Origin of the sequence: Pantoea sp. Cr_R13 (assembly GCF_029222565.1) — a bacterium.
Taxonomy (GTDB): domain Bacteria; phylum Pseudomonadota; class Gammaproteobacteria; order Enterobacterales; family Enterobacteriaceae; genus Pantoea; species Pantoea eucalypti.
The window spans coordinates 238,672-258,733 of sequence record NZ_JARHXL010000009.1 but is presented as its reverse complement, the minus strand read 5'-3'; the positions used below and the strand labels follow the sequence as shown (position 1 = coordinate 258,733).

At 50.6% G+C, this 20,062-nt stretch carries 22 protein-coding genes and 1 pseudogene; 12 read left to right on the top strand and 11 right to left on the bottom strand.

The window, feature by feature from the left end:
* Positions 1 to 28: 28 nt before the first annotated feature.
* On the bottom strand, positions 29 to 1,345 hold the full coding sequence (locus tag P2R09_RS05215) for an ATP-binding protein (protein WP_275767737.1): 1,317 nt from the start codon (positions 1,343 to 1,345) through the stop codon (positions 29 to 31).
* Positions 1,342 to 2,082 carry a response regulator gene (locus P2R09_RS05210; protein ID WP_275767735.1) on the bottom strand — a complete coding sequence of 247 codons (741 nt, stop codon included), beginning with the start codon at positions 2,080 to 2,082 and terminating at the stop codon, positions 1,342 to 1,344. Before P2R09_RS05210 ends, P2R09_RS05215 begins: the two co-directional genes overlap by 4 nt.
* Positions 2,083 to 2,358: 276 nt before the next feature.
* On the opposite strand from P2R09_RS05210, the gene P2R09_RS05205 reads away from it, so the two are divergent.
* Together P2R09_RS05205 and P2R09_RS05200 are read left to right on the top strand one after the other, a co-directional pair.
* Positions 2,359 to 2,787 carry a DUF305 domain-containing protein gene (locus P2R09_RS05205; RefSeq protein ID WP_275767734.1) on the top strand — a complete coding sequence of 143 codons (429 nt, stop codon included), beginning with the start codon at positions 2,359 to 2,361 and terminating at the stop codon, positions 2,785 to 2,787.
* Between the two features lie 49 nt (positions 2,788 to 2,836).
* Positions 2,837 to 4,294 (top strand): YncE family protein, encoded by a 1,458-nt coding sequence (locus P2R09_RS05200; RefSeq protein WP_275767732.1) that lies wholly within the window; start codon positions 2,837 to 2,839, stop codon positions 4,292 to 4,294.
* 445 nt (positions 4,295 to 4,739) lie between these two features.
* Here the strand turns inward: P2R09_RS05200 and P2R09_RS05195 are convergent, their stop codons facing one another.
* Positions 4,740 to 5,966: an MFS transporter gene (locus P2R09_RS05195; RefSeq protein ID WP_275767730.1), complete on the bottom strand. Its 1,227-nt coding sequence runs from the start codon at positions 5,964 to 5,966 to the stop codon at positions 4,740 to 4,742.
* A complete protein-coding gene (locus P2R09_RS05190; RefSeq protein ID WP_275767728.1) occupies positions 5,966 to 6,490 on the bottom strand; it encodes a GNAT family N-acetyltransferase in 525 nt (174 codons plus the stop codon). Before P2R09_RS05190 ends, P2R09_RS05195 begins: the two co-directional genes overlap by 1 nt.
* Positions 6,491 to 6,588: 98 nt before the next feature.
* Between P2R09_RS05190 and P2R09_RS05185 the strand changes: the two genes are divergently transcribed.
* Together P2R09_RS05185 and P2R09_RS05180 are read left to right on the top strand one after the other, a co-directional pair.
* Complete coding sequence (locus P2R09_RS05185) at positions 6,589 to 7,494, top strand: LysR family transcriptional regulator (RefSeq protein ID WP_275767726.1); 906 nt, start codon at positions 6,589 to 6,591, stop codon at positions 7,492 to 7,494.
* 398 nt (positions 7,495 to 7,892) lie between these two features.
* Positions 7,893 to 8,189: a hypothetical protein gene (locus P2R09_RS05180; protein ID WP_275767724.1), complete on the top strand. Its 297-nt coding sequence runs from the start codon at positions 7,893 to 7,895 to the stop codon at positions 8,187 to 8,189.
* Positions 8,190 to 8,398: 209 nt separating this feature from the next.
* Here P2R09_RS05180 and P2R09_RS05175 read toward each other — a convergent pair.
* Positions 8,399 to 8,851: pseudogene (locus P2R09_RS05175) on the bottom strand (DUF6886 family protein); the annotation flags it as partial.
* 500 nt (positions 8,852 to 9,351) lie between these two features.
* Positions 9,352 to 10,266, bottom strand: a complete 915-nt coding sequence (locus tag P2R09_RS05170; RefSeq protein WP_275767720.1) for an alpha/beta fold hydrolase — start codon at positions 10,264 to 10,266, stop codon at positions 9,352 to 9,354.
* 267 nt (positions 10,267 to 10,533) lie between these two features.
* Between P2R09_RS05170 and P2R09_RS05165 the strand changes: the two genes are divergently transcribed.
* Positions 10,534 to 11,022, top strand: coding sequence for a DinB family protein (locus P2R09_RS05165; RefSeq protein WP_275767718.1), 489 nt, complete (start codon positions 10,534 to 10,536; stop codon positions 11,020 to 11,022).
* A gap of 293 nt (positions 11,023 to 11,315) precedes the next feature.
* Here the strand turns inward: P2R09_RS05165 and P2R09_RS05160 are convergent, their stop codons facing one another.
* Complete coding sequence (locus P2R09_RS05160; protein WP_275767716.1) at positions 11,316 to 12,224, bottom strand: LysR substrate-binding domain-containing protein; 909 nt, start codon at positions 12,222 to 12,224, stop codon at positions 11,316 to 11,318.
* 152 nt (positions 12,225 to 12,376) lie between these two features.
* On the opposite strand from P2R09_RS05160, the gene P2R09_RS05155 reads away from it, so the two are divergent.
* The 3 genes from P2R09_RS05155 to P2R09_RS05145 are packed head-to-tail and all read left to right on the top strand — an operon-like array spanning position 12,377 to position 14,082.
* Complete coding sequence (locus tag P2R09_RS05155) at positions 12,377 to 12,910, top strand: hypothetical protein (protein ID WP_008924499.1); 534 nt, start codon at positions 12,377 to 12,379, stop codon at positions 12,908 to 12,910.
* Positions 12,911 to 12,914: 4 nt separating this feature from the next.
* Positions 12,915 to 13,241, top strand: coding sequence for a hypothetical protein (locus P2R09_RS05150; protein WP_039661712.1), 327 nt, complete (start codon positions 12,915 to 12,917; stop codon positions 13,239 to 13,241).
* 13 nt (positions 13,242 to 13,254) lie between these two features.
* Positions 13,255 to 14,082, top strand: a complete 828-nt coding sequence (locus P2R09_RS05145; RefSeq protein WP_275767712.1) for an MBL fold metallo-hydrolase — start codon at positions 13,255 to 13,257, stop codon at positions 14,080 to 14,082.
* A gap of 210 nt (positions 14,083 to 14,292) precedes the next feature.
* Here P2R09_RS05145 and P2R09_RS05140 read toward each other — a convergent pair whose 3' ends face one another.
* The 4 genes from P2R09_RS05140 to P2R09_RS05125 are packed head-to-tail and all read right to left on the bottom strand — an operon-like array spanning position 14,293 to position 17,733.
* Positions 14,293 to 15,144, bottom strand: a complete 852-nt coding sequence (locus P2R09_RS05140) for a metal ABC transporter permease (RefSeq protein ID WP_275767710.1) — start codon at positions 15,142 to 15,144, stop codon at positions 14,293 to 14,295.
* Positions 15,144 to 16,004: an iron/manganese ABC transporter permease subunit SitC gene (sitC, locus tag P2R09_RS05135; RefSeq protein ID WP_275767708.1), complete on the bottom strand. Its 861-nt coding sequence runs from the start codon at positions 16,002 to 16,004 to the stop codon at positions 15,144 to 15,146. Before sitC ends, P2R09_RS05140 begins: the two co-directional genes overlap by 1 nt.
* Before the next feature lie 2 nt (positions 16,005 to 16,006).
* Complete coding sequence (locus tag P2R09_RS05130) at positions 16,007 to 16,822, bottom strand: manganese/iron ABC transporter ATP-binding protein (protein ID WP_275767706.1); 816 nt, start codon at positions 16,820 to 16,822, stop codon at positions 16,007 to 16,009.
* Complete coding sequence (locus P2R09_RS05125) at positions 16,819 to 17,733, bottom strand: metal ABC transporter substrate-binding protein (protein WP_275767704.1); 915 nt, start codon at positions 17,731 to 17,733, stop codon at positions 16,819 to 16,821. The genes P2R09_RS05130 and P2R09_RS05125 overlap by 4 nt, the downstream gene beginning before the upstream one ends.
* 443 nt (positions 17,734 to 18,176) lie before the next feature.
* Here P2R09_RS05125 and P2R09_RS05120 point away from each other — a divergent pair, with 443 nt between their 5' ends.
* The 4 genes from P2R09_RS05120 to P2R09_RS05105 all read left to right on the top strand — a co-directional run bounded on the left by P2R09_RS05120 (position 18,177) and on the right by P2R09_RS05105 (position 19,867).
* Positions 18,177 to 18,470 (top strand): hypothetical protein, encoded by a 294-nt coding sequence (locus P2R09_RS05120; protein WP_275767702.1) that lies wholly within the window; start codon positions 18,177 to 18,179, stop codon positions 18,468 to 18,470.
* Positions 18,471 to 18,716: 246 nt separating this feature from the next.
* Positions 18,717 to 18,962, top strand: a complete 246-nt coding sequence (gene ycgZ / locus P2R09_RS05115) for a regulatory protein YcgZ (protein ID WP_003848277.1) — start codon at positions 18,717 to 18,719, stop codon at positions 18,960 to 18,962.
* Positions 18,963 to 19,157: 195 nt separating this feature from the next.
* The gene (locus tag P2R09_RS05110) at positions 19,158 to 19,451 is read left to right on the top strand and encodes a hypothetical protein (protein WP_275767699.1); all 294 of its coding nucleotides are present in this window, start codon (positions 19,158 to 19,160) and stop codon (positions 19,449 to 19,451) included.
* A gap of 161 nt (positions 19,452 to 19,612) precedes the next feature.
* Positions 19,613 to 19,867: a biofilm/acid-resistance regulator YmgB/AriR gene (locus tag P2R09_RS05105; RefSeq protein ID WP_275767697.1), complete on the top strand. Its 255-nt coding sequence runs from the start codon at positions 19,613 to 19,615 to the stop codon at positions 19,865 to 19,867.
* Positions 19,868 to 20,062: the final 195 nt, after the last annotated feature.

Sequence of the window (20,062 nt, the reverse complement as noted above, 5' to 3'; positions counted from 1 at the left end):
CTGCCGTTATTACACACTGCGATACAAATCAGTGAAGATTATCCGGCAATGTCACCGTCACCCGCAAACCGCCCTGTCGGCGGTTCGTCAGTGTCAGCTCACCGCTTAAGGACGCCACCAGCTGCTGGGCAATGGCTAAACCCAGCCCGGTTCCACCGGTGGCCCGGTTACGCGAGTTCTCGATCCGATAAAAAGGCTGCATCACCGCATACATCTCTTCCGGTGGGATGCCGGGGCCGCGATCCAGCACCGCTATGGTGATCTGACCTGCATCCTGTTCCACCACCACTTCCGCGCTGCCCGCGAACTTCAGCGCATTATCGATCAGATTACTGAGCGTTCTGCGCAGCGCGTGCGGTCTGGTACTAAACGAACCGTGGAATGTTCCCTGCAGCGTTACCTGCTGCCCCGTGTCCTGATAATCGCAGACCAGGCTGTCTATAAAAGCATGCGGCTGTATCCGGCACGGTTTTTCATCGCTGCTTTCACTGGTGCGCGCATAGGCCACGCCTTCGCGAATCAGCCGGGTCATCTCCTCAAGATCATGCAGCAGTTTGCTCCTGACGTCTGTCTCACTCATCATTTCTGAACGTAGACGGATACGTGTTATCGGCGTTTGCAGATCGTGGGAGATCGCCGCAAGAATTTGCATGCGCTCTTTGAGATAGGCACTCATTCGCTGCTGCATGGCATTAAAAGCCCGTGCCGCATTGCGCACTTCAACCGGCCCCTCTTCCGACAGGCATACCGTTTTATTTGAATCGGGATGCAACTGTTCTGCAGCCCTTGTCAGATCTGCCAGAGGCCTGACCGCGCTGCGCACCGCAAACCAGGCGGAGCCAAACAGCAGCACAAACTGCGCCACGAGTACAATCGGTAACCAGCGAGCAAACGGCATATTACGCGGGGCCAGATCAATGCTGAGCGGGCTGCCATCACGTAAACGCAGATGCGCCATCATCTGAGCACTGTTATCAGGATTAACGCTGAAGCTCAGGGGATAGCGCGGGCCAAGCGCCCGCGTCAATGCGCTGGCCGTGTCCTGCAGGCGTTTTGTCTTTGGCAGCTGGCCCAATGGCGTAGCGTGCAACAGATAGTGATGATTACTGCGATCGAGACGTGTTGCCCATGCAGCGCGTTCACTGGCAGGAAGGCGATCGAGAATCGCAACGCTGGTGGCCACGTCATATTCCAGATTGCCCATCATCATGGCTTTGGCACTTTGCGCCCTCTCCAGCAGCAACAGTCCCAGAGTTAATCCATTCGCCAGCAGTAACCCAAGCAGCAGGATCAGCATCAGCCGCGAGGCCAGGCGTTTAGGCCACCATTGCATCAGACGTTTCACGCGTTGGCCTCACGCAGTTCCACCGGCATCGCAAATACATAGCCTTCGCTGCGAACCGTTTTGATATAAAAAGGTTCGCGGGCATCATCGTTTAATCGTTGACTCAAACGGCTGACCAGCAAATCAATGGAGCGTTCGAATAACTCGGCGTCTCGCCCCTGCGTCAGATTCAACAACTGATCGCGATTAAGCACACGTTGTGGATGATCAACAAATACCCGCAGCAGGCGATACTCCGCGCCGCTGAGTGCCACCATCACGCCCTCTTTGTCCACCAGGTTACGCGACGTGGTGTCCAGCACCCATTCGCCAAATGCCACAATTCGCGCCGCTTCTGAAATAACAAGATTGGGCGGCATCATGCGCGTACGGCGTAAGACCGCTTTTATTCTGGCAAGCAGTTCACGCGGCACGAACGGTTTGACCAGATAATCATCTGCGCCCATTTCGAGCCCGATGATGCGGTCAGTCTCTTCGCTTCGCGCTGTTAACATCAGCACTGGCGTGCCTTTATGTTTTCCACTGCGCAGTTCACGACAAAGCGTAAGGCCGTCATCGCCCGGCATCATCACATCCAGCACAATCAAATCAACCGGCATGCTATCGAGAAAGCTACGCATTTGCCGCCCGTCGGCGACCTCTGTCGTACGCAGACCGTTCTTTTTCAGGTATTCCGCAATCAGGCTACGAATTTCACGATCGTCATCCACGATCAAAATGTGATCGACATGTTCCACAGCGCAATCCTTATTTTCAGAGGGTGTGCAAACCGCTGTCAGCTTATCGCAGTTATGTCGTTAACGTTGCGGGCTTTGTACCGGAGTGTATCTCCCTTCCTCATTGATTTTGCGCCACCATCATGACGGGCGCGGCATTTGGCCAGAAACATTCCGTCATCCTGCTACATAAAAATACAAATCTCTTGCTCCGGGAAACAGTACCGATACAGGGCTTTGCTTTTATAGGCCAATGAAAGGCCAGTCCGGCCTTTGCTATCCGGTAAAGGGCTTGCTATGAACCGTACTCTTCGCTGTTTCCTGATTGCTAACAGCCTGCTGGCTTTGAGCCAGAGTTCAGGCGCACATGATCATCCCAGTGCCAATGCACCTGCCGTTCTCCAGGAGCAAGGCTTCTGGAAAGAAAATGAACAGGCTATGGACACCATGATGTCTCGCATGGCTATCGATCCTACCGGCAATGTTGATGAAGACTTTGTTGCCATGATGACACCGCACCATCAGGGCGCCATGGATATGGCCGTGGCTGAGTTGCGATTCGGCAAAAACGAGCAGCTCAGGCGTATTGCGCAGGAGATCATTGTGACCCAGCAACAGGAGATCGTCGCGATGTATCAGGCGCTGGGTAAACCTCTGCCTCCGGCCGCACCCGCCCCCGATCAAGTCCAGCCAGATTCTGTACCTGCGGCTCCGCAGGGAAACTAAGCCACATCCTGTGGCCTTTGAAACAACCGACAGTAAAAAGGGATACACCATGACAAGACCATTTGTATGCTCAATCCTTGCGGCAACAGTGGCGCTGGCGTCGTCGTTCGCCTGGGCGGGACAAGCGCCTTATGCTGCCTCAGCAGCGGACATCAGCGTGAGTCATCATGACCGCGTTTACGCAGCAGAGCAGTTCTCCAACACCGTTTCTGTTACCGACCCAGCCAGCAATACACTGCTCGGGGTGATTAAACTGGGTGATGCGCAACCCGCCAACCTTAGTCCACTCTATAAAGGCCAGGTGCTGGTACATGGACTAGGTTTTTCGCCAGATGGTAAAACCCTTGCTGTTGTTTCAATTGGCTCCAACTCTGTCAGCCTGATTGATACCGCGACCAACGCAGTGAAGCATGTAACTTATGTGGGTCGATCACCACATGAAGCCTTCTTTACTCCCGATGGCAAAGAAATCTGGGTCACCGTACGCGGTGAAAATTATGTTGCGGTGCTGGATGGCAACAGTGGGGAAGAGAAAACGCGTATTACCGTGCCTGGCGGTCCGGGCATGCAGATTTTCTCACCGGACGGTCAATACGGTTACGTTTGTTCCTCCTTCAACCCCGAAACGGTGGTGATGGACGTAAAAGCGCATAAAATTATCGGCAGCATTAAACAGGCCAGTCCGTTCTGTCCCAATATAGCCGCCACGCCTGATGGCCGGCAGGTCTGGTTCACGCTCAAAGATGTCGGTAAAGTGCAGGTGTTCGATGCGCGCCCACCGTTTAAATTGCTGAAAACCATCGACAGCGGTCCGATTACTAACCACGTCAATATCGTGCATAACGCTAAAGGCACCTTTGCTTACGTCACTATCGGTGGCCTGAACAAAGTGAACGTTTACCGTACCGATGATTTCCGTCAGGTCGCAACCATTCCGGTAGGCAATCTGCCACACGGCGTCTGGCCATCGGGTGACGGAAGTCGTGTTTATGTCGGTCTGGAAAACGCTGACGCCCTGACGGCGATTGATACCCTGAGCAATAAAGTGATCGCGACCATTCCAATTGGTCAGGCACCGCAGGCGGTTGTCTATGTGCCCAACGCCGTGCCGCAGGGCGATGGTAAGCAGAACCTGGTGCCGTTGGGCCTGGCAGGTAAGGCAGCACATCTGACGCTGAAAGAGGTAAATGCTGCGAAAGGGGCGCAGCCTGCAACCACGCTGACCCTGTTCGATCAGGGATTGACTCAGGTGTTGCAGGCGTCTGCCACCGGGCTGGAACCAAAGCAGGACTATCTGCTGGCGCTGTCGTCCGATGCTGAAGGAAAAGGTGAGCTGGAGCCACTGGCACAATTTATGACCAACCCGGCCGGTGCGGCGATCGTTAATGCCGTCGGTCCGATTCGTCAGGTGGTGAATAGCCATCATGCGGATGAACGACGTTATCTGGTGATTGTAAAAGGCACCGCCGATCAGCATGGTAAGCCTGTGCAGATTCAGGTGCGTTAGCTCCTGCTGTGGCGCTGTCAGCCAGATTCACATTGGGGATCTGGCTGACAGTGCATGTCACTTGAGCCGTTCAGACGGTGCCTGTTGCGCTTTTCAGAAATTCGCATAAGCACACAAAGATGCGGATTAATAAAAGCTGGGGGATGGACACCGTATCCGGGTGTGTATACCAGATTAATACCTAAAGACTCTTCCCAACCTATTTTTAAAACTGACGCGTGAGCTCCTGGCGCAGGGCTGCAGTTGCAGCCCTGCGCCAGACTTTAATTGACGCAGATACCTTCAGAACATCAATTTCCGCAGGCTGCATCAGAAACTTTCATATTGTGATTTTCAGTCTCCACCAGGTCAGGCAATGCGATAATGAACGTATTGTCTGCGAGAGAATCGGACACATACGATGGGGATCAATCGGGATCGAATCCTGATGATATCGCAAACACTATCAAACGTTTCTTCTGGACAGCGGTGGCGCCTTTTCATTACGGCGCTTCACGACTGAGCCGGAATGGCATCGCCAGAGCACAATTGAAATCATCATGATGAACAGGGAAAGAATAGCGGAAACAAGCAATGTGCCGCACACACCGTATCGCTCCAGCAGCATGGCATAAGCAGACGGGGCAAGCGCCGCGAGAAAAAACCCAGGTGATAGCAGGATGCCTGTTCTGCTGGCGTATTGCTGCGGAGCAAACAGCACAAGAGGAAGTAAGGCCTTCACGACCGTGTACAGTCCGTTCACTGCTCCATAGCCCAGGACAAAGAGTGCCGTCGCTGCAGGCGTCACGTACCCCATCAGGCCGGTCAGAAAACAGAGTGGCAGCAGGATACCGACTATAAGATTCAGCTGTAACGCGGAGAGTCGTGCGCCGGAGGCCACGTCTGACAAGCGGGCACTGACCTGTCCCACTCCCCAAAGCATGCCTGTCAGGGCGGGCATGCTATAAGCGGCCAGTATCTGGGGCAGATGCGTGGACACGCCAGTGGAAACAAAGCTGAGCAGCGCAATCAGGGCCGCATACCACAACCCGCTGACAAGCCCTTTTCGGTCCTCTGCTGTCCCTGCAGACGGCAGAACAGACCGACCCATAGTGGGAGGTGTGCACCGGCGGCCTGCCGGAAGGGTGGTCAGAAAAATCAAGCTAAGCAAGCCCGCACAGCCGTAAACCAGTAAGGCATGCCGCCAGTCGGTAATTTGCAGCAGGGCAGCGCCAGCAGGCCAGAAAAGAGCTGACGCGAGCCCTCCCAGCAGCGTAACCAGAGTGACTGCCCTGCGGGCCCCTGCACCTGCGGTTTCCACAAGCAGCGCAAACGCAGCGTCATACAGGGCAAGCCGCATGCCGACGCCCATCAGAAGCCAGACCGCTACCCATGCCGCTGTGGATTGAGTGAACGACATCAGAAAACATGCAACGGTTATGGCAACTGTACCCGCCATCATCATTAATCGTCCGCCGGTCCGAGCCATGACATAACCTGTCAGCGGCGAAACCAGCCCCATGACCAGCATGGCAACGGTAAGGCCAGAGAAAGTCACCACCGGAGACCAGCCCGTCTCTGCCATGATGGCGGTTCCGAAAACGCCGGGCATGTAGAACGTAATTCCCCAGTTGATAAGCTGTGCCATACCGATGCAGAAAATATTGCGCCCGGTCAGATGTCCGTCTGTCATCAATTGCTCTCCGCAAGCGTGGCGTCGCCCTGTCCGAGCATGCGCTGCAGAATAACCGTATCGAGCCAGCGCCCATGCTTAAATCCTACCGACCGGAGTGTGCCAGTGATGCTGAAGCCTGCGGCACTATGCAGAGCAAGAGAGCCCCTGTTTTCGCTATTACCCACCACGGCTACGAGTTGGCGAAAGCCACGGGCCTCTGCCCAGGCTATCGCATGGGATAACAACATTTTGCCAATGCCTCGTCCCTGATAATTAATGTCCATATAGACGGAATCTTCCAGGGTAAAACGGTAGGCGCGACGTTCCCTGTAAAAGGAGAGGTAGCAATACCCCCGGACCTGTCCGTCCTCAACCGCCACAAACCAGGGCAGTCCTGCTGAACGCACCTTTTCCAGTCGGGCTGCTATTTCAGCTGCATCCGGCGGTTCGGTTTCAAAAGTGGCGGTGCCATGTAATACGTGGTAAGCATAAATCTGCTGGATAGCAGCAATATGTCTTTTATCTGCTTCTGTTATTTCCATCGGTAAGGCTCTTTTTCTGGTGAGAAACAAAGACTAACCCGGTTGAAAAATTTCAGTCAGACTGCGGGACTTATCAGCGGTATAAGGAAAACTTTGACATGGCAAACCTGAACCTGGATCACCTAGCGACTTTCAGGATGGTCATCAGCCGGGGCAGTTTCTCCGGCGCAGCAGACGCTCTCGGACTTTCACAGCCTGCTGTCAGCCTGCAGATAAGACAGCTGGAGCAGACACTCCAGGTCCGCCTGATTGAGCGAACCAGCCGGGGAATAAGACCCACTCCAGCGGGGCTGACTTTTTCTGAGCACTGTATAAAAATTGATTCAGTAATCAATACAGCCATTGAGTCAGTGTCTCTGCACTCAGACGACATAACCGGCACCGTTACTGTCGGCATGGGGGCAACGGCCTGTATTCATCTTCTGCCTCCCGTATTGCAGCAGCTGCGACAGGCACATCCTCTGCTAAAAGTAGACGTCCGCACGGGCAATACTTCCGATATTGTCCGGAGCGTAGAGGAGAATCGTATAGATATCGGGCTTGTAACACTTCCAGCTAGCGGCAAATGCCTGAGCGTAAGCCCGCTGGGCACTGATGAGTTTGTTGTGATCATGGAAAAGGATGCAGCAGATCAGAGCGTGAAACCGCTGTCTCCCAATGCCCTTTTGTCACTGCCACTGATTGTTTTTGAACCTGGGAGCGGGACACGCGCCTTGATCGACGAATGGTTTCATAATGCCGGGCTAACTGTCAGCCCCATGATGGAGCTTGGCAGTATTGAGGCCATTAAAAAGATGGTACGTTCCGGTCTGGGCTACAGCATCGTTCCCCGTATGTCCGTTGCAAATATTGAGGAAAGGCAGGGCCTCAGTCTTTACTCTGTAACGCCCTCGCTTCATCGAACTCTGGGGACAGTAATGCGAGAGGATCGGATTGTCAGCAGAGGCATGAGTGTCATGCTGAAAAGACTACACGCTGGTTTTGCAAAAGATGAAAGCAGCTAGGTACTCCCCGATAAAGTTGTCAGGCAACGGCTGGTTTGCTCCAGACAATATCCCTGCAGTTTAAGCCACCGGTGGCCTCTTCTGGCACACCGCGGCGGTCAGAATAGATCTCCCGCCACCTTAAGCTCTCCGGCATACCGGAACGTTGGCCTGATTACGCTAACTGGCAGGCTGCTTAACTTCGCCGAACCGCCAGAAGCGGCGTTTCGGGTCCTATGGCCTGGGTCTGATAGAAAGTAAGTAGTGACATTCGATATGTAACGAAGAATGGCGTTTGCACCACGTGCGGGAACAATGTCGGGTATGGGCGAAATGCAGTCTTTTGCTAATTACTCAGTAACAGAGTTGGTATGCTTTGGCTTTCCTCTAAATGACACTCTCACAGCGGGACGGATATCATGAAGCAGGTCAGAATCTATACACTCAAAGACACAGAGTCAGCAGAAATTTATTTTCACAGACACTGGCCCCGACACATGGTCTCTCTTCCGGCCTTTGGTATATATGTCAATCATGTTTATCTGGGGAAAGAATGCCAGGTCATTGCAACAGTGACGTATCAGGAGGGGGCTGAAATAGAAGCCTTAAATCAGAAATATATGACCAGCGAGGAGTTCATGTCTGACATGGACGGCTTTGACATGTCTTCAATCCTACGCGTGGATGAAATCAGCATTAAAGAATCGCTTTTCTGACTTCGTAACGTTCTGAACCAGCACGGGCGTTCCGGTCTCAGTCATTTAAATTAATACGCAGCCACCAACCAGCCCTTAAGGCGTGGCTCAGATAAAAAGCATTTGAACGGTCCGCTTCCGGTATTATGCGGACTGACGTCAGGCTAACGTCTGCTATTAAAGATGATCAGGCATCACCGATGTAAGGGCCTTACCTGTCGGTAACACGTTTATACAAAAATCTGGTGACCCGGCCTGGAATGCGTCCAGCCAGGCTTGCCCCAGTCTTGTGCGTTTCTCAATCTTATCCCACTGGCGTGAAGTGATGTCAGCCATACGCTTTTGAGTGGCGTTAGCCTTTCCATTACCCGAAGCGTTATATTGCGCAATGCAAGTTCAGTATCAAGGTTGGAAAACGCTTTCAAGTCAGTTGGGATAACATTATTTTGAGATACCCACATACCGACCTCTCCTGTTGGTTCAAAGCCATCTACTGGCAATTCATATCTGTAAATTTTCCCGCTTTGAAAACGTGATAGCCATGCATGTTCTATACAGGCAATCGCCGTGGCCTGGGAGTCACTGCCCATCCATTTTTCAATGTCCACTCTGCTTGTGTCAGGTCGTGGGCAGTAAATGATACGTGGGCACTCACGAGGGAAAAGATAAAGTAATGCATGCGCTTCATCCGTAGCCTATATCAGTGAGCCGTTTAACCACTCCTGCCCGGCAGGTCGATCAACATGAACCTTTAACTGGCGAGGTTTAAATATAGTAATATCAGAATTATCACTGAAATGAAAAAGACGCATTAAGACTCCGTTTAAAATGAATCGAGCACGCCAAACAACTAATATTGAATAAATAAAGTTTCGTCTTTATGAATGATTTCTTAAATTAATTTTCCAGGCAGGCAGATATTGATCATCTTTGAAACTGGATGTGTGAAGCGTCCATTTCTGGCACATAACTGCTGATGCATAATGAGGTTTGTAAAAAAAATGCCCCTCTGTACATAAAGTCACCCTGGATGGGGGCTGGTCAGATGAGAATGAGAAGCACGTCAGGAGATTGTCATGTAAAACTTTCAAGGAGTCAGGAGAGGCGATTATAGTTATCCGAGACGAGGAAAAACATGAGTTAGCCTCATGACGATCAGGCAATTCTGCCCTTTAAAAGATAACTACTCATGTATGTAATCCGTCATTGAAGACAGCCGTCTGAAGTGTTCTCTCAGGATATCTGTTAACTCAAAAATACACTCGAGATGTGTGCTGCCCTCAACAATTCGCCTGGTTAAATGCGGATTGCCGCAGCTCCTGAAAAACTCATCCATTCTGCTTACATCAAACAGTTCGTCATGCTCAGCAAGCATGATTGTTAGTGGAATCGAAATCGCTTTGAGTTGCCTTGCTGGATTACGAGGGGTAAGGGCATTAGCCATATTAACGCTATAAGTCTGAACGAAGTCTGGCCTCGAATTGATCACTTCACAGGGAAAATTAAACTTTACTCCCGTAGAATGACCACAAAGAAAACCCCCACTCATTGCATTGATTATGAAGCTCCAACGGTTTATCGATGCAAAGGTAATGGGAGAATCCCGGTTCAGATTCGAGGGTGAAAAAGGGCCTAACGCTGGGGCTAGCAAGATCAGGCTTTCAACTTTCCGCGATAGAGAGTATTGCGTAAAGTAGTTGATAAGCATGCCACCGCCACTGGAATGACCAAGCAAATGAACCCTGGCATCGCTAAAAGAAGCACGAGCATAATCGATGACTTCATCAACATCCTGCCAGATTTGCTCAGGGCTTGAAGCATCCCCTCGGATTCCCGTTGAGCGACCGTGCCCACGGATATCAATGAGATAAACACAGACGAGTAGAGCGGAGCTCAACTGCCGTGCAAGAATGTCGTAACCAGCATCAGAGTTAACACCACCACCGTGATATACGATGAGAACCTCATTCACGATCGTTTTTGGCTCATATCCCTTTATATATAATCCATTAAGTTGCCTTTCGATGACTTTAGCAGGAGGAAGTAACTGAGCATTGAGCTGTTCATAACGGTCAATAAAGCGAGTGAAATCAATCACGTTTGAATTCCTTATTAACAAGATTCACTGCCTGTGAAGTTGTAACATCAAGTATGCACATTGTACTGTATGTGAGGGAAAGCTTTTATCATAAGCGTTCTTTGACGCTCCCCTACTGAGCCTCATGGAGCATTTCTGCGCACTGACGTCAGGCTAACTTCTGCGAGGAACGAGCGTTGTTCATACGTGTGCCTTAGCATCAGAGGCTCGGCTACATTACGTGCATAATTGATATGCTATCGGAACAGGCAAATCACGGAAAAACTCATGGACAACACTTTGCTGGTTACACTCTTAAAATTTAAACGCTGGATTGATGCTGAAACGCTAAAGGTGATTAAAGGCATCAGTGAATCTGCCTATGCAGAAAAGCGTCATCTGATGCTTAGACTGATGAACCATATTTATGTGGTTGATATGATCTTTAGAGCAAATATTTCGGGGCATAAGCATGGCTACACTGCCCTCAACACCCCTGAAACACCCTCAGCAGATGAACTTGAAGTTAAAATGAACGACTGTATAAACTGGTATATCCAGCGCGTAAGTTCGATGTCTCCTGCCGATTTAAAAGAAACAATTAAGTTCAGCTTTGTCGATGGTAGTGAAGGAGAAATGACTGCTGCAGATATGATAAATCACATGCTCTTTCATGGTTCTTACCATCGCGGGGCGGTGGGCTGGTTAATTTCTGAGTGCAAGGGTACTCCGCCGAAAGATGTGCTGACAGTTTTTCTGAGAGATCATAATCACTGACAGATATGTTCTTCAGCTCTTTAACGATCTGGCGGTTTCGATGGCCGCTTTGGCAGGAAGCCAGCCTTAATAACAATAATTTTTGGGTAAAGACGTTAGAAACAATGCTTAGAGTTTTCTCAACATTATGGCGGAATTGCCAGCATACAATCTGTTCAACAGCACAGACTTTATACCCACACTGCCTGTGCGAATCGCCGTCCCACAGCAAATTTTGGTTATTAAATCGTTGATCTGGTACTCACATAACGTCTTCGCTGAGACTGGAGGTCCAACTGAGCGGGAAGCGGACATCACCAAATTTTTGTGTTACTTGTGTGCGTATTCATTTCAGCCAGCAACCAGCGCTCAAATCTGTTTAGAGCTGGCTCACTTATATGCGTGTCCGTGGGTTTTATTAAACAGAATCTTTTGCTCAGGCTATCTGATGCAGGCCACGGTGAAACAAGTGTGCCGCAACTTAATTCATTCTCAATATACATACGAGGAACTAATGCGACTCCCTGCCCCGCCATTACGGCCGCGATGGCCATTTCATGCAGATCGTACCGCGCTCCCTGCGCCGGGTTATCAAGCTCTATTCCACTCTCCTGCGCATAGCGATGCCATGCATCAGGATTCTGCCGCCGATGAATGCGCGGAAGTTTATTTAATTGCTGATTGACGTCATCATCAGTTAACAAAGCAGGATGGCAGACAGGCAGCAGATTTTCCTGAAACAGAAATTGCACACGCATGCCTGCCCACGCGGAATGCTCAAAATGAATCACCGCATCATAACCACTGCCAGGCAAAATAAAAGGATCCGTTCTGGCGGCAATATTTAACGTTATTGCCGGAAACAACGCATTGAAGCTGTTCAAACGGGGAATAAGCCAGCGGCTGGCAAAGGTCGGCAGGACGGCGATATCAAGGCTTTGACTGCCTTGTGGCAGGCCCAATATGTATTGCGTATCTCTTTCAAGGCGCTCAAGGATTTCACGCACGTGATGCGCGTAGCGCGCGCCGACCGGATTAAGTTTTACCCGGCTTCCCACACGGTCAAACAGTTTACAGTTCAGCAACGCTTCCAGGCGCGCAATCTGACGGCTAATCGCCCCTTCTGTTAAGGATAACTCTTCTGACGCCCGGGCAAAGTTTCCGTGTCGCGCTGCAGCATTAAAAGCCTGAAGCGACGCACTACTGGGTATTTTTCTGCGCATATAAAAGCTCTTTGCTCTTGCCTTTAGTGACTAAATATCACTGACACATGACATATTATCGATTTTAAGCGATTAAACCAGCTTGTAGCATGATGAAAAATCATTGAGCAAACCTGTTTGCTTGCGTTGATAACTCATGTGGAGATGGGCTGATGTTCTATACCGTAGAGTGTTCATATAACGATGCTGAAAGCGAGGCTGACTGGAATGCGTTTTACAGCCAACAAAAGTTACCCGCATTAATCTCTGTTACTGGCTTTACTACCTCTCAACGTTTTCGTGCTCTCAAATCTGGCTGCCCTGCTTATCTTGCTATTCACACCGTCAATGATGCGGAGGTGCTCAGCAGTGAGGAGTACCGTTTAAAAGGAGGCGGTAATTTCTCCCGCTGGCAGGCCTTCATTACTGACTGGCATCGTAACCTGTATGCCGGCGAAGGCCTGATCCCAGGGCTCTCTGCCGATGAGATTCTGCTTATCAGCACTAAGACAATTGACGTCCTGGAGACCGAACTGGGCTATCACGGACTTGAAATGGATGCGGTGGCGCTGGATAAATCACCTGTACATCGCGTTATCTATGCCCTGCCTTATGAAATTGCTTCGCCCTTCATGGATATGCCCGGAGTGTACCTCTACGAGTCCCTTATTCCGCAATTGCAGAGCACTGAAAAAGGGATGCGATAACATCATGCCTAATCTGACTTTTTATTTCTCTGAAAACCACGCTGACCGGTTCAAAAATCTCTGCGATTTTACCGACGCATGCAGCGCCCTCTGCTGTGACATCCTCGGCGCAGACCGCGAAAATGTGCATATCATTTTTATTGTTGTAAAACCGGGCTGTGGGCAGCCGGTGTACGCCGAGCTCTTTTATCGGCTGACAACATTGAGAACCCCTGAAGTGATGGAGAATTTTATGCGAGAACTGGATGTTGTCACCCAACACACCTCTGGTCTGACGGCCCGAATACGCTGCTTTGGCTCACAAGCAGAACACCTTTTCGCCCGCAACTGACCCCGAGGTCGTGATGATCAATCCTTTTCCGTTCCGCCAGGTTGGCGATTTTCAGATAACCGCGCTAAGTGACGGCACGATAAATGCCAGTCTGGAGCTGCTATCAGGTATTGAAAACGCTGATGCGGACGCTATTCAGTACCGTGCCGGAATCGATAAACCTGGTGATATCCATATTAACTGTTACCTTATTCGCGGCCGTGGACGGGTGATGCTGGTTGATGCTGGCCCCGGCGCGCCGGGACACCTTATGGCAAATCTTGCTGCATTGGGCGTCCGCCCTGATGACGTGGATACCGTTTTATTAACGCACTGCCATCCGGATCATATTGGAGGCCTGCTCGATGCTGAAAAAGAGCCGGTTTTTAAATGCGCTGAAATTATTCTGCACCCTCTCGAAGCGCAGTACTGGCGGGATGATAAAAAACGCGAAATGGCGAATGAGCGCGGGCAGCGTAATTTTTTGCTGGTACGGCAAACCTTAAATGTTTATGCCCCAAACATCCGCTTTTTCAACGGTGGGAAAATAGCTGAAGAGTTTCTTCCAGTATTTTTACCAGGCCACACGCCTGGGCATACCGGTTTTCGCATCGATTCCGGGAATGAGAGATTATTAATATGGGGTGATATTGTCCACTACCCGCATATTCAGTCAGCACAACCGGCTGTTTCAATTTTATTCGACGTCGATCCTGCTCAGGCCGGGGAGACACGTAAAAAAATAATGGAACAAGCGGTCAGCGAGAAACTGCTCATTGCAGGCATGCATTTAAATCAGGCAGGATTTGCCCGTGTTCACAGGGATGGGAGTACATACCGCATCTTCTATTCCGATGAATAAGCAGATATGCCTGAGGAGCACACCAATGTTTAAGACCGTTCAATATCATCAATGTCCGCTTCTGGCACAGGGTAGGTCGCCCCCAAAAGTTTCTCCAAAATAAAAAGTGACCTTATTCACATAAAGTCACTTCAGATAGATTTTAGCCTGATAAGAACGGGAAGCCTGCACTCAAATCAGTGCCTTACTCCTTTCTTCCTGGTCATCTTCTTACCCAGCCCGGCCGCCTTCGCGAAGTGTAAGACGTGCCAGCTGCCGGGATTTTCGCCCCGCTACCACCATCGCCACAACAAACACCAGCGCAAACAACACAACGATGGTTGGCGCTGGGGCGCTGTCGATAAAGAACGAGAGGTAAACCCCACTCAGCGACACCAGTACCGAAACCACGACCGCCACCAGTAACGCATGCGAAAAACGACGGGTGAGAAGCACCGCAATAGCGCCAGGTGCTATCAGCAGAGAAATTGACAGGATGATCCCCACGGCTTTCAGCGTTGCCACAATGGTCAATGAGACCATGCAGAGCAGCCCGTAATGCAGCCAGCGAGCCGGTAAGCCAGAGACCTGAGCCTGCTGCGGGTCGAAGCTGAACAACATGAAGTCACGCCACTTCACCGCAATCACCATCACGATGACCGCTGCGATAACAAATGTCTGAAAAATATCCGCGCCAGTAATGCCCAGCATGTCACCAAACAGAATGTGATCGAGATGCACTTCAGGTTTCACAGCGATATACAGGATCAGCCCCACGGCGAACATGCCAGAGAAGACGATGCCCAGCACCGTATCCTGTTTGATGCGACTGTTGTCCTGCAAAAAACCGCTGGCGACAGCACAGAAGAGACCCGCGACGAACGCGCCCACCCCCAGCGGCAGCCCCACCATCCAGGCGAGCACAATGCCGGGGAATACCGCATGGCTCATGGCATCACCCATCAACGCCCAGCCTTTCAGCACCAGAAATACCGACAGCAACGAACAGGGGATGGCTACCACCAGCGCGATGAGTAAAGCACTGTTCATAAAAGCGAACAGGAAAGGTTCTAAAATCCACATCAGCCAGGCTCCTTATCAGGTTGCTGGCAGCCACGACGCCGGTTAGCCAGCAAGCCATGTTTCGGCGCAAACACAAACGCCAGCAGGAACAGCAACGTCTGCGCCACCACAATGATGCCGCCCGTTGCGCCATCTAAGTAGTAACTCAACCAGGCACCGAGAAAACTGGTGATGCTGCCAATCGCGACGGCAATCATCAGCAGACGCGGAAAGCGATCGGTGAGCAGCCACGCCGTTGCGCCCGGCGTTACCACCAGACAGATCACCAGGAACGCGCCGACCGTTTGCAGCGCGGCCACGGTTGAGACTGCCAGCAGCGTAAAGAACAGAACTTTTAGGCGTTCAGGCCGTAATCCGATGGCGCGTGCGTGATTCTCATCAAAAAAGGTGACCATCAGATCTTTCCACTTAAACAGCAGTATGATGATCGACAGTCCGCCAATCAGCGCCAGCTGAAGGATATCCGCGGGCGCAATCGCCAGAATATTGCCCAGCACAATTGTCTGAATGTTCACGGCTGTCGGATTGAGCGACACCATAAACAGCCCGAGACCAAAGAATGAAGAGAAGATGAGACCGATGATCGCATCTTCTTTTAATCGAGTGCGCTGATTAAGCAGCAGCATGCTGCCTGCCGCCAGACCGCCTGAGAGAAATGCCCCCAGCGCAAACGGCAGCCCCAGCATGTAAGCGCCTGCAACACCCGGCACGATAGAGTGAGAAAGGGCATCACCAATCAGCGACCAGCCTTTCAGCATGAGGTAGCAGGAGAGAAATGCGCAGAGTCCGCCAACCATGGCGGAAACCCACATTGCGTTGAGCATGTAGTGATAGCTAAAAGGCTCCAGTAACAGTTCCATGGTCAGTTCCCATCTTCACGTGTCGGGCGAGGCGCAATAAAAGGCCGCTCGTCATCAGTGATGATCTGGTCGTCCAGCCCTTTCACCATGACATGACGCAGTACGCCGCTAAATGCGCGCTCAAGGTTTGCGGCAGTAAAGGTGGTCCGGGTCGGGCCGCTGGCCAGAACAGTGCCTTTAACCATGACGGTGTAATCGCAGAACTCGGTAACGGACCCCAGATTATGTGTGGAAACCAGCATGGTCTTGCCTTCATCGCGCAACTCACTCAGCAGACTGATGATTCTGGCCTCTGTCTGAACATCCACGCCGGTAAACGGCTCATCCAGCAGGATAACACTGCCCTGCTGGGCAATGGCGCGAGCCAGGAATACCCTTTTCTTTTGCCCGCCAGAAAGCTCTCCGATCTGACGATGGCGGTAGTCAAGCATATCGACCCGCGCGAGCGCCTCGCTGACAATCTGCTGGTCGTGCGGTTTAGGTCGGCGTAGCAGGCCCATGTGACCGTAGCGCCCCATCATCACGACATCCTCCACCAGCACCGGAAAAGACCAATCCACGTCTTCTGATTGCGGCACATAGGCTACAAGACTTTTGCGCAGTGCCTGGCGCCTCGGCATCCCCAGCACCGAGATGCTGCCGCTGGCAAGCCGGACAAAACCCATCAGCGCTTTAAACAGCGTTGACTTACCTGATCCGTTCACGCCTACCAATGCCGCAATCGATCCGCCGGGTACGCGGAAACTGGCATCATGCAATGCGGTGTGACCGTTACGATAGGTCACGGTGACATCTGAAACCACGATGGTATCGGTCATTTTGCTCTCTCCCCCGCTTTAATGCCCTTTACCAGTGTCTCTATGGTAACGCTAAGCAGGTCAAGATAAGTCGGCACCGGTCCCTGAGCGGTGCTCAGTGAGTCAACGTAGAGCACGCCACCGTAATACGCACCGGTTTCTCTGGCGACCTGTCGGGCGGGCTTGTCCGATACCGTGCTTTCACTGAACACCGCCGGAATCGCATTTTTTTTCACCTGATCAATGACGTTTCTTACCTGTTGCGGCGTGCCTTGCTGGTCAGCATTAACAGGCCAGAGATAAAGTTCTTTCATACCCAAATCACGTGCCAGATAGGAAAAAGCGCCTTCGCTGGTAACCATCCAGCGCTTATCCGCAGGAATCCCGGCAATCTGTTGCCGTAATGGATCCAGCGCTGCGGTGATTTTTTGCTTATAGGCTGCTGCGTTCTGACGATAGATATCCCCATTAGCGGGGTCATATTTCATCAGTGCGTCGCGAATGTTATCGACATAGATCAGTGCATTGTCCGGGGACATCCACGCGTGAGGATTTGGTTTTCCGTTATAAGGCCCCTCGCTAATTCCCATTGGTTTTACACCAGCAGAGACCACGACTTCCGGCACACCATCCAGATGCTGATAGAAGCGCTGAAACCAGCGTTCGAGATTCAGCCCATTTGCCATGATGAGCTGCGCACCCTGGGCACGCTTAATATCGCCGGGCGTAGGCTGATATTCATGTATCTCAGCACCCGGTTTAGTAATGGAAGTGACTTCAGCAGCCTCGCCCGCCACGTTTTTCGCCATGTCAGCAATGACCGTAAACGTTGTCACAACCTTAAATTTTTCTGCTGCATTACAACTGGCAGCCGTCACCAGAGTCAGCAGAGCACTCATTAACAAGGTGGCTATTGGTTTTACTGACGTCATCAGAGCGGTCTCCAGAGGTGATTAATAAAAGAGCATAATTAGCACAGGCTATTTTTTATAGCACAGGCTATACCGATGGGGTAGCGCGGGGATGTGAAGTTTCTTCAGTTATAAAGCCTGAGTGTCAATTTCTGTAAGGAGTGCCTTTATTACATTGATATAAAATAACTTTTTTATTTCATAAACACGTACACAGTGAATTTATCTGGCGACTCTTTACTTTTTCACGCCAGTGAAGACAAATGCAGAAGCGATTTAAGTATCAGGATCAAAGCAACCATCCTGCGCAGTTAACAGAGGCGGGTGTGTTAGCGAATTGCATACGCATCACACATGCACTTTCAACTATTGAATTAATATTATTGATAGGTAGAATTGATTAAGTTTCGTGAATTTTTTTGCTACAGTTAATGTTACTTACCGCAATCACACAGGAGGATATTTTGTATTTTTCCAGCGACGAAAAAGCGAATGTCATCATTGGCGAAGCTGCAATGAACCTGTTTAATGCTGGTCAGGAAGTGAACGTTGAACTTTTGATTAATGAGCTAAAAGTGATGGCTGGATCTGAAGTTAATGATAATCGCCTGGAGCAGATACAGCATGCGCGTCAATGGCTGTTGGGGTTCAAAACTATCGGTTCCCGCAGCACCAGCCCCGCGAACTGGTTATCAACTACATTTGGTAAAGAACCTGCTGACCCTCTCTCCGCGGATGACATTTTCCTGAAGCATTAGCCTTATCCACACTTATTCACCGACCTGCCTGTACAGGTCGGAGCACTTTAGCAGTGAAAACCGTACAGGTATTTGGTACAATTTTCCCCTCACTACACACTCTCTTAACCTATTGATTTAAATCAATTAGCACTTTTTGCACAAAAAAACTAACCTCAAAAACCCAAAATTCTGTACAAGAATTCTAAAGATGTATAATTTGCACAACCTGTGTGCGATACATTTTAACCACCTGAGGACACCCACATGCGCCAGAACGGACAAGCCCCTGAAGCAATTAGCGATATTGCCCATTACTTCAATCAGGCTAACTCCCCTTCTCAACAGGAGACGCTGGGCTCAGTTGTTGTGGAAATTCTGCGTGCAGGGCATAGCCTGAGTCGTAAAGCGATTTGCAGTAAACTGTTGCGACGCCTTGAACTTGCCGCAACACCTGAGGAAGAGCGCCATCTGCACGAGCTTATTGCATTGCTTTTCCGTCGTGAAAGCTAATGCATACACCGATTGATAGTCGCTAGTGATAGTCATTACAGTTTTTCAGGATGCCCGATTTAGTCACGCCGCCAGGATGGTTTACCCTAGTAAAAAAGCCCAGTACTGCTTTCCCGTATCAGGTGCATCTCTTCGCGCCTGCAGAGAGATACGGACCCGCAGCATGGCCATTGATTCGCAATCAGAGAAGCCAGTATGTACAGAAGTGAAGATGAGAAACTGACAGATGTCATGATAGGTGAAGCCGTCCTGACATTACTCAAGTCAGACAAATCGGTATCCAGTAATGCCCTGATAGAACAGCTTGAACTCATGGCTGCGGATGCTGATGACAATGAAAAAGTAACCGTTATTCGCAAAGCCATCACTGAAGTCCGTAATGGCATGGTTGCTGCGCGCAAACGCGTTAAGGGTGACAGCGCTGAGCGTGATAATAAGGCACATCGCATGAACAGCGATGGCCCGCCCGATGGTTCGAAAAAGCACTGATTGAAGGGGTTAGATACCTGAAATACGCGGCTAATTTAAGTGAAGCGGCAGCCTGAAAAAGAAATGTTTTACGGCTGGTTGGGCAAAACGAAAAGAGCGTCTACACTCGTTTTGACTACTCACATTGCTTCTGACTAATTTTCTTCAGAGAATGAAAAATCATGCAACACTCTTCATCAGATTCAACCATCATTGATTATTTTCGTAGCGAAGGCGATTTACTTGCTCCTGAAACAGAACTGCTGGGCGGTGTCATTCGTGACATTCTGGCCGACCAGGGGCGCGTAACGAATAAAGCGATTATCCTTTATTTGATCGCTGAACTTGAATGCACCTCCGATGTGGTCAGAATGGATGTGCTGCGTAAAACGCTGGAAATCGTGGTTGGCCGCACACCTGACGATACCGGCTTCTGATTCTCTGACCTGCGGTAACGCAGGTCAGGTTAACTGCTTGTCGAACCGCTAATTTTCATTCATTTCTCTGCGTCATTTCCCTTCTCCCTACCCACGACTTTATTCTCTATAATCGACCTCTAAAAATAGTACGTCCAGCGATGTTGCAGGAACCTCATATTGATGATTAGCGTAAAAACATTTCCTGACGAAAAT

Coding starts and splice junctions, on each gene's coding strand:
- P2R09_RS05180 (WP_275767724.1), top strand. CDS start 7,893: ATGAAGCAGGTCAGAATCTATACACTCAAAGACACAGAGTCAGCAGAA.
- ycgZ (WP_003848277.1), top strand. CDS start 18,717: ATGCGCCAGAACGGACAAGCCCCTGAAGCAATTAGCGATATTGCCCAT.
- P2R09_RS05110 (WP_275767699.1), top strand. CDS start 19,158: ATGTACAGAAGTGAAGATGAGAAACTGACAGATGTCATGATAGGTGAA.
- P2R09_RS05200 (WP_275767732.1), top strand. CDS start 2,837: ATGACAAGACCATTTGTATGCTCAATCCTTGCGGCAACAGTGGCGCTG.
- P2R09_RS05140 (WP_275767710.1), bottom strand. CDS start 15,144: ATGTGGATTTTAGAACCTTTCCTGTTCGCTTTTATGAACAGTGCTTTA.
- sitC (WP_275767708.1), bottom strand. CDS start 16,004: ATGGAACTGTTACTGGAGCCTTTTAGCTATCACTACATGCTCAACGCA.
- P2R09_RS05130 (WP_275767706.1), bottom strand. CDS start 16,822: ATGACCGATACCATCGTGGTTTCAGATGTCACCGTGACCTATCGTAAC.
- P2R09_RS05160 (WP_275767716.1), bottom strand. CDS start 12,224: ATGCGCAGAAAAATACCCAGTAGTGCGTCGCTTCAGGCTTTTAATGCT.
- P2R09_RS05205 (WP_275767734.1), top strand. CDS start 2,359: ATGAACCGTACTCTTCGCTGTTTCCTGATTGCTAACAGCCTGCTGGCT.
- P2R09_RS05190 (WP_275767728.1), bottom strand. CDS start 6,490: ATGGAAATAACAGAAGCAGATAAAAGACATATTGCTGCTATCCAGCAG.
- P2R09_RS05125 (WP_275767704.1), bottom strand. CDS start 17,733: ATGACGTCAGTAAAACCAATAGCCACCTTGTTAATGAGTGCTCTGCTG.
- P2R09_RS05195 (WP_275767730.1), bottom strand. CDS start 5,966: ATGACAGACGGACATCTGACCGGGCGCAATATTTTCTGCATCGGTATG.
- P2R09_RS05155 (WP_008924499.1), top strand. CDS start 12,377: ATGTTCTATACCGTAGAGTGTTCATATAACGATGCTGAAAGCGAGGCT.
- P2R09_RS05150 (WP_039661712.1), top strand. CDS start 12,915: ATGCCTAATCTGACTTTTTATTTCTCTGAAAACCACGCTGACCGGTTC.
- P2R09_RS05165 (WP_275767718.1), top strand. CDS start 10,534: ATGGACAACACTTTGCTGGTTACACTCTTAAAATTTAAACGCTGGATT.
- P2R09_RS05105 (WP_275767697.1), top strand. CDS start 19,613: ATGCAACACTCTTCATCAGATTCAACCATCATTGATTATTTTCGTAGC.
- P2R09_RS05185 (WP_275767726.1), top strand. CDS start 6,589: ATGGCAAACCTGAACCTGGATCACCTAGCGACTTTCAGGATGGTCATC.
- P2R09_RS05145 (WP_275767712.1), top strand. CDS start 13,255: ATGATCAATCCTTTTCCGTTCCGCCAGGTTGGCGATTTTCAGATAACC.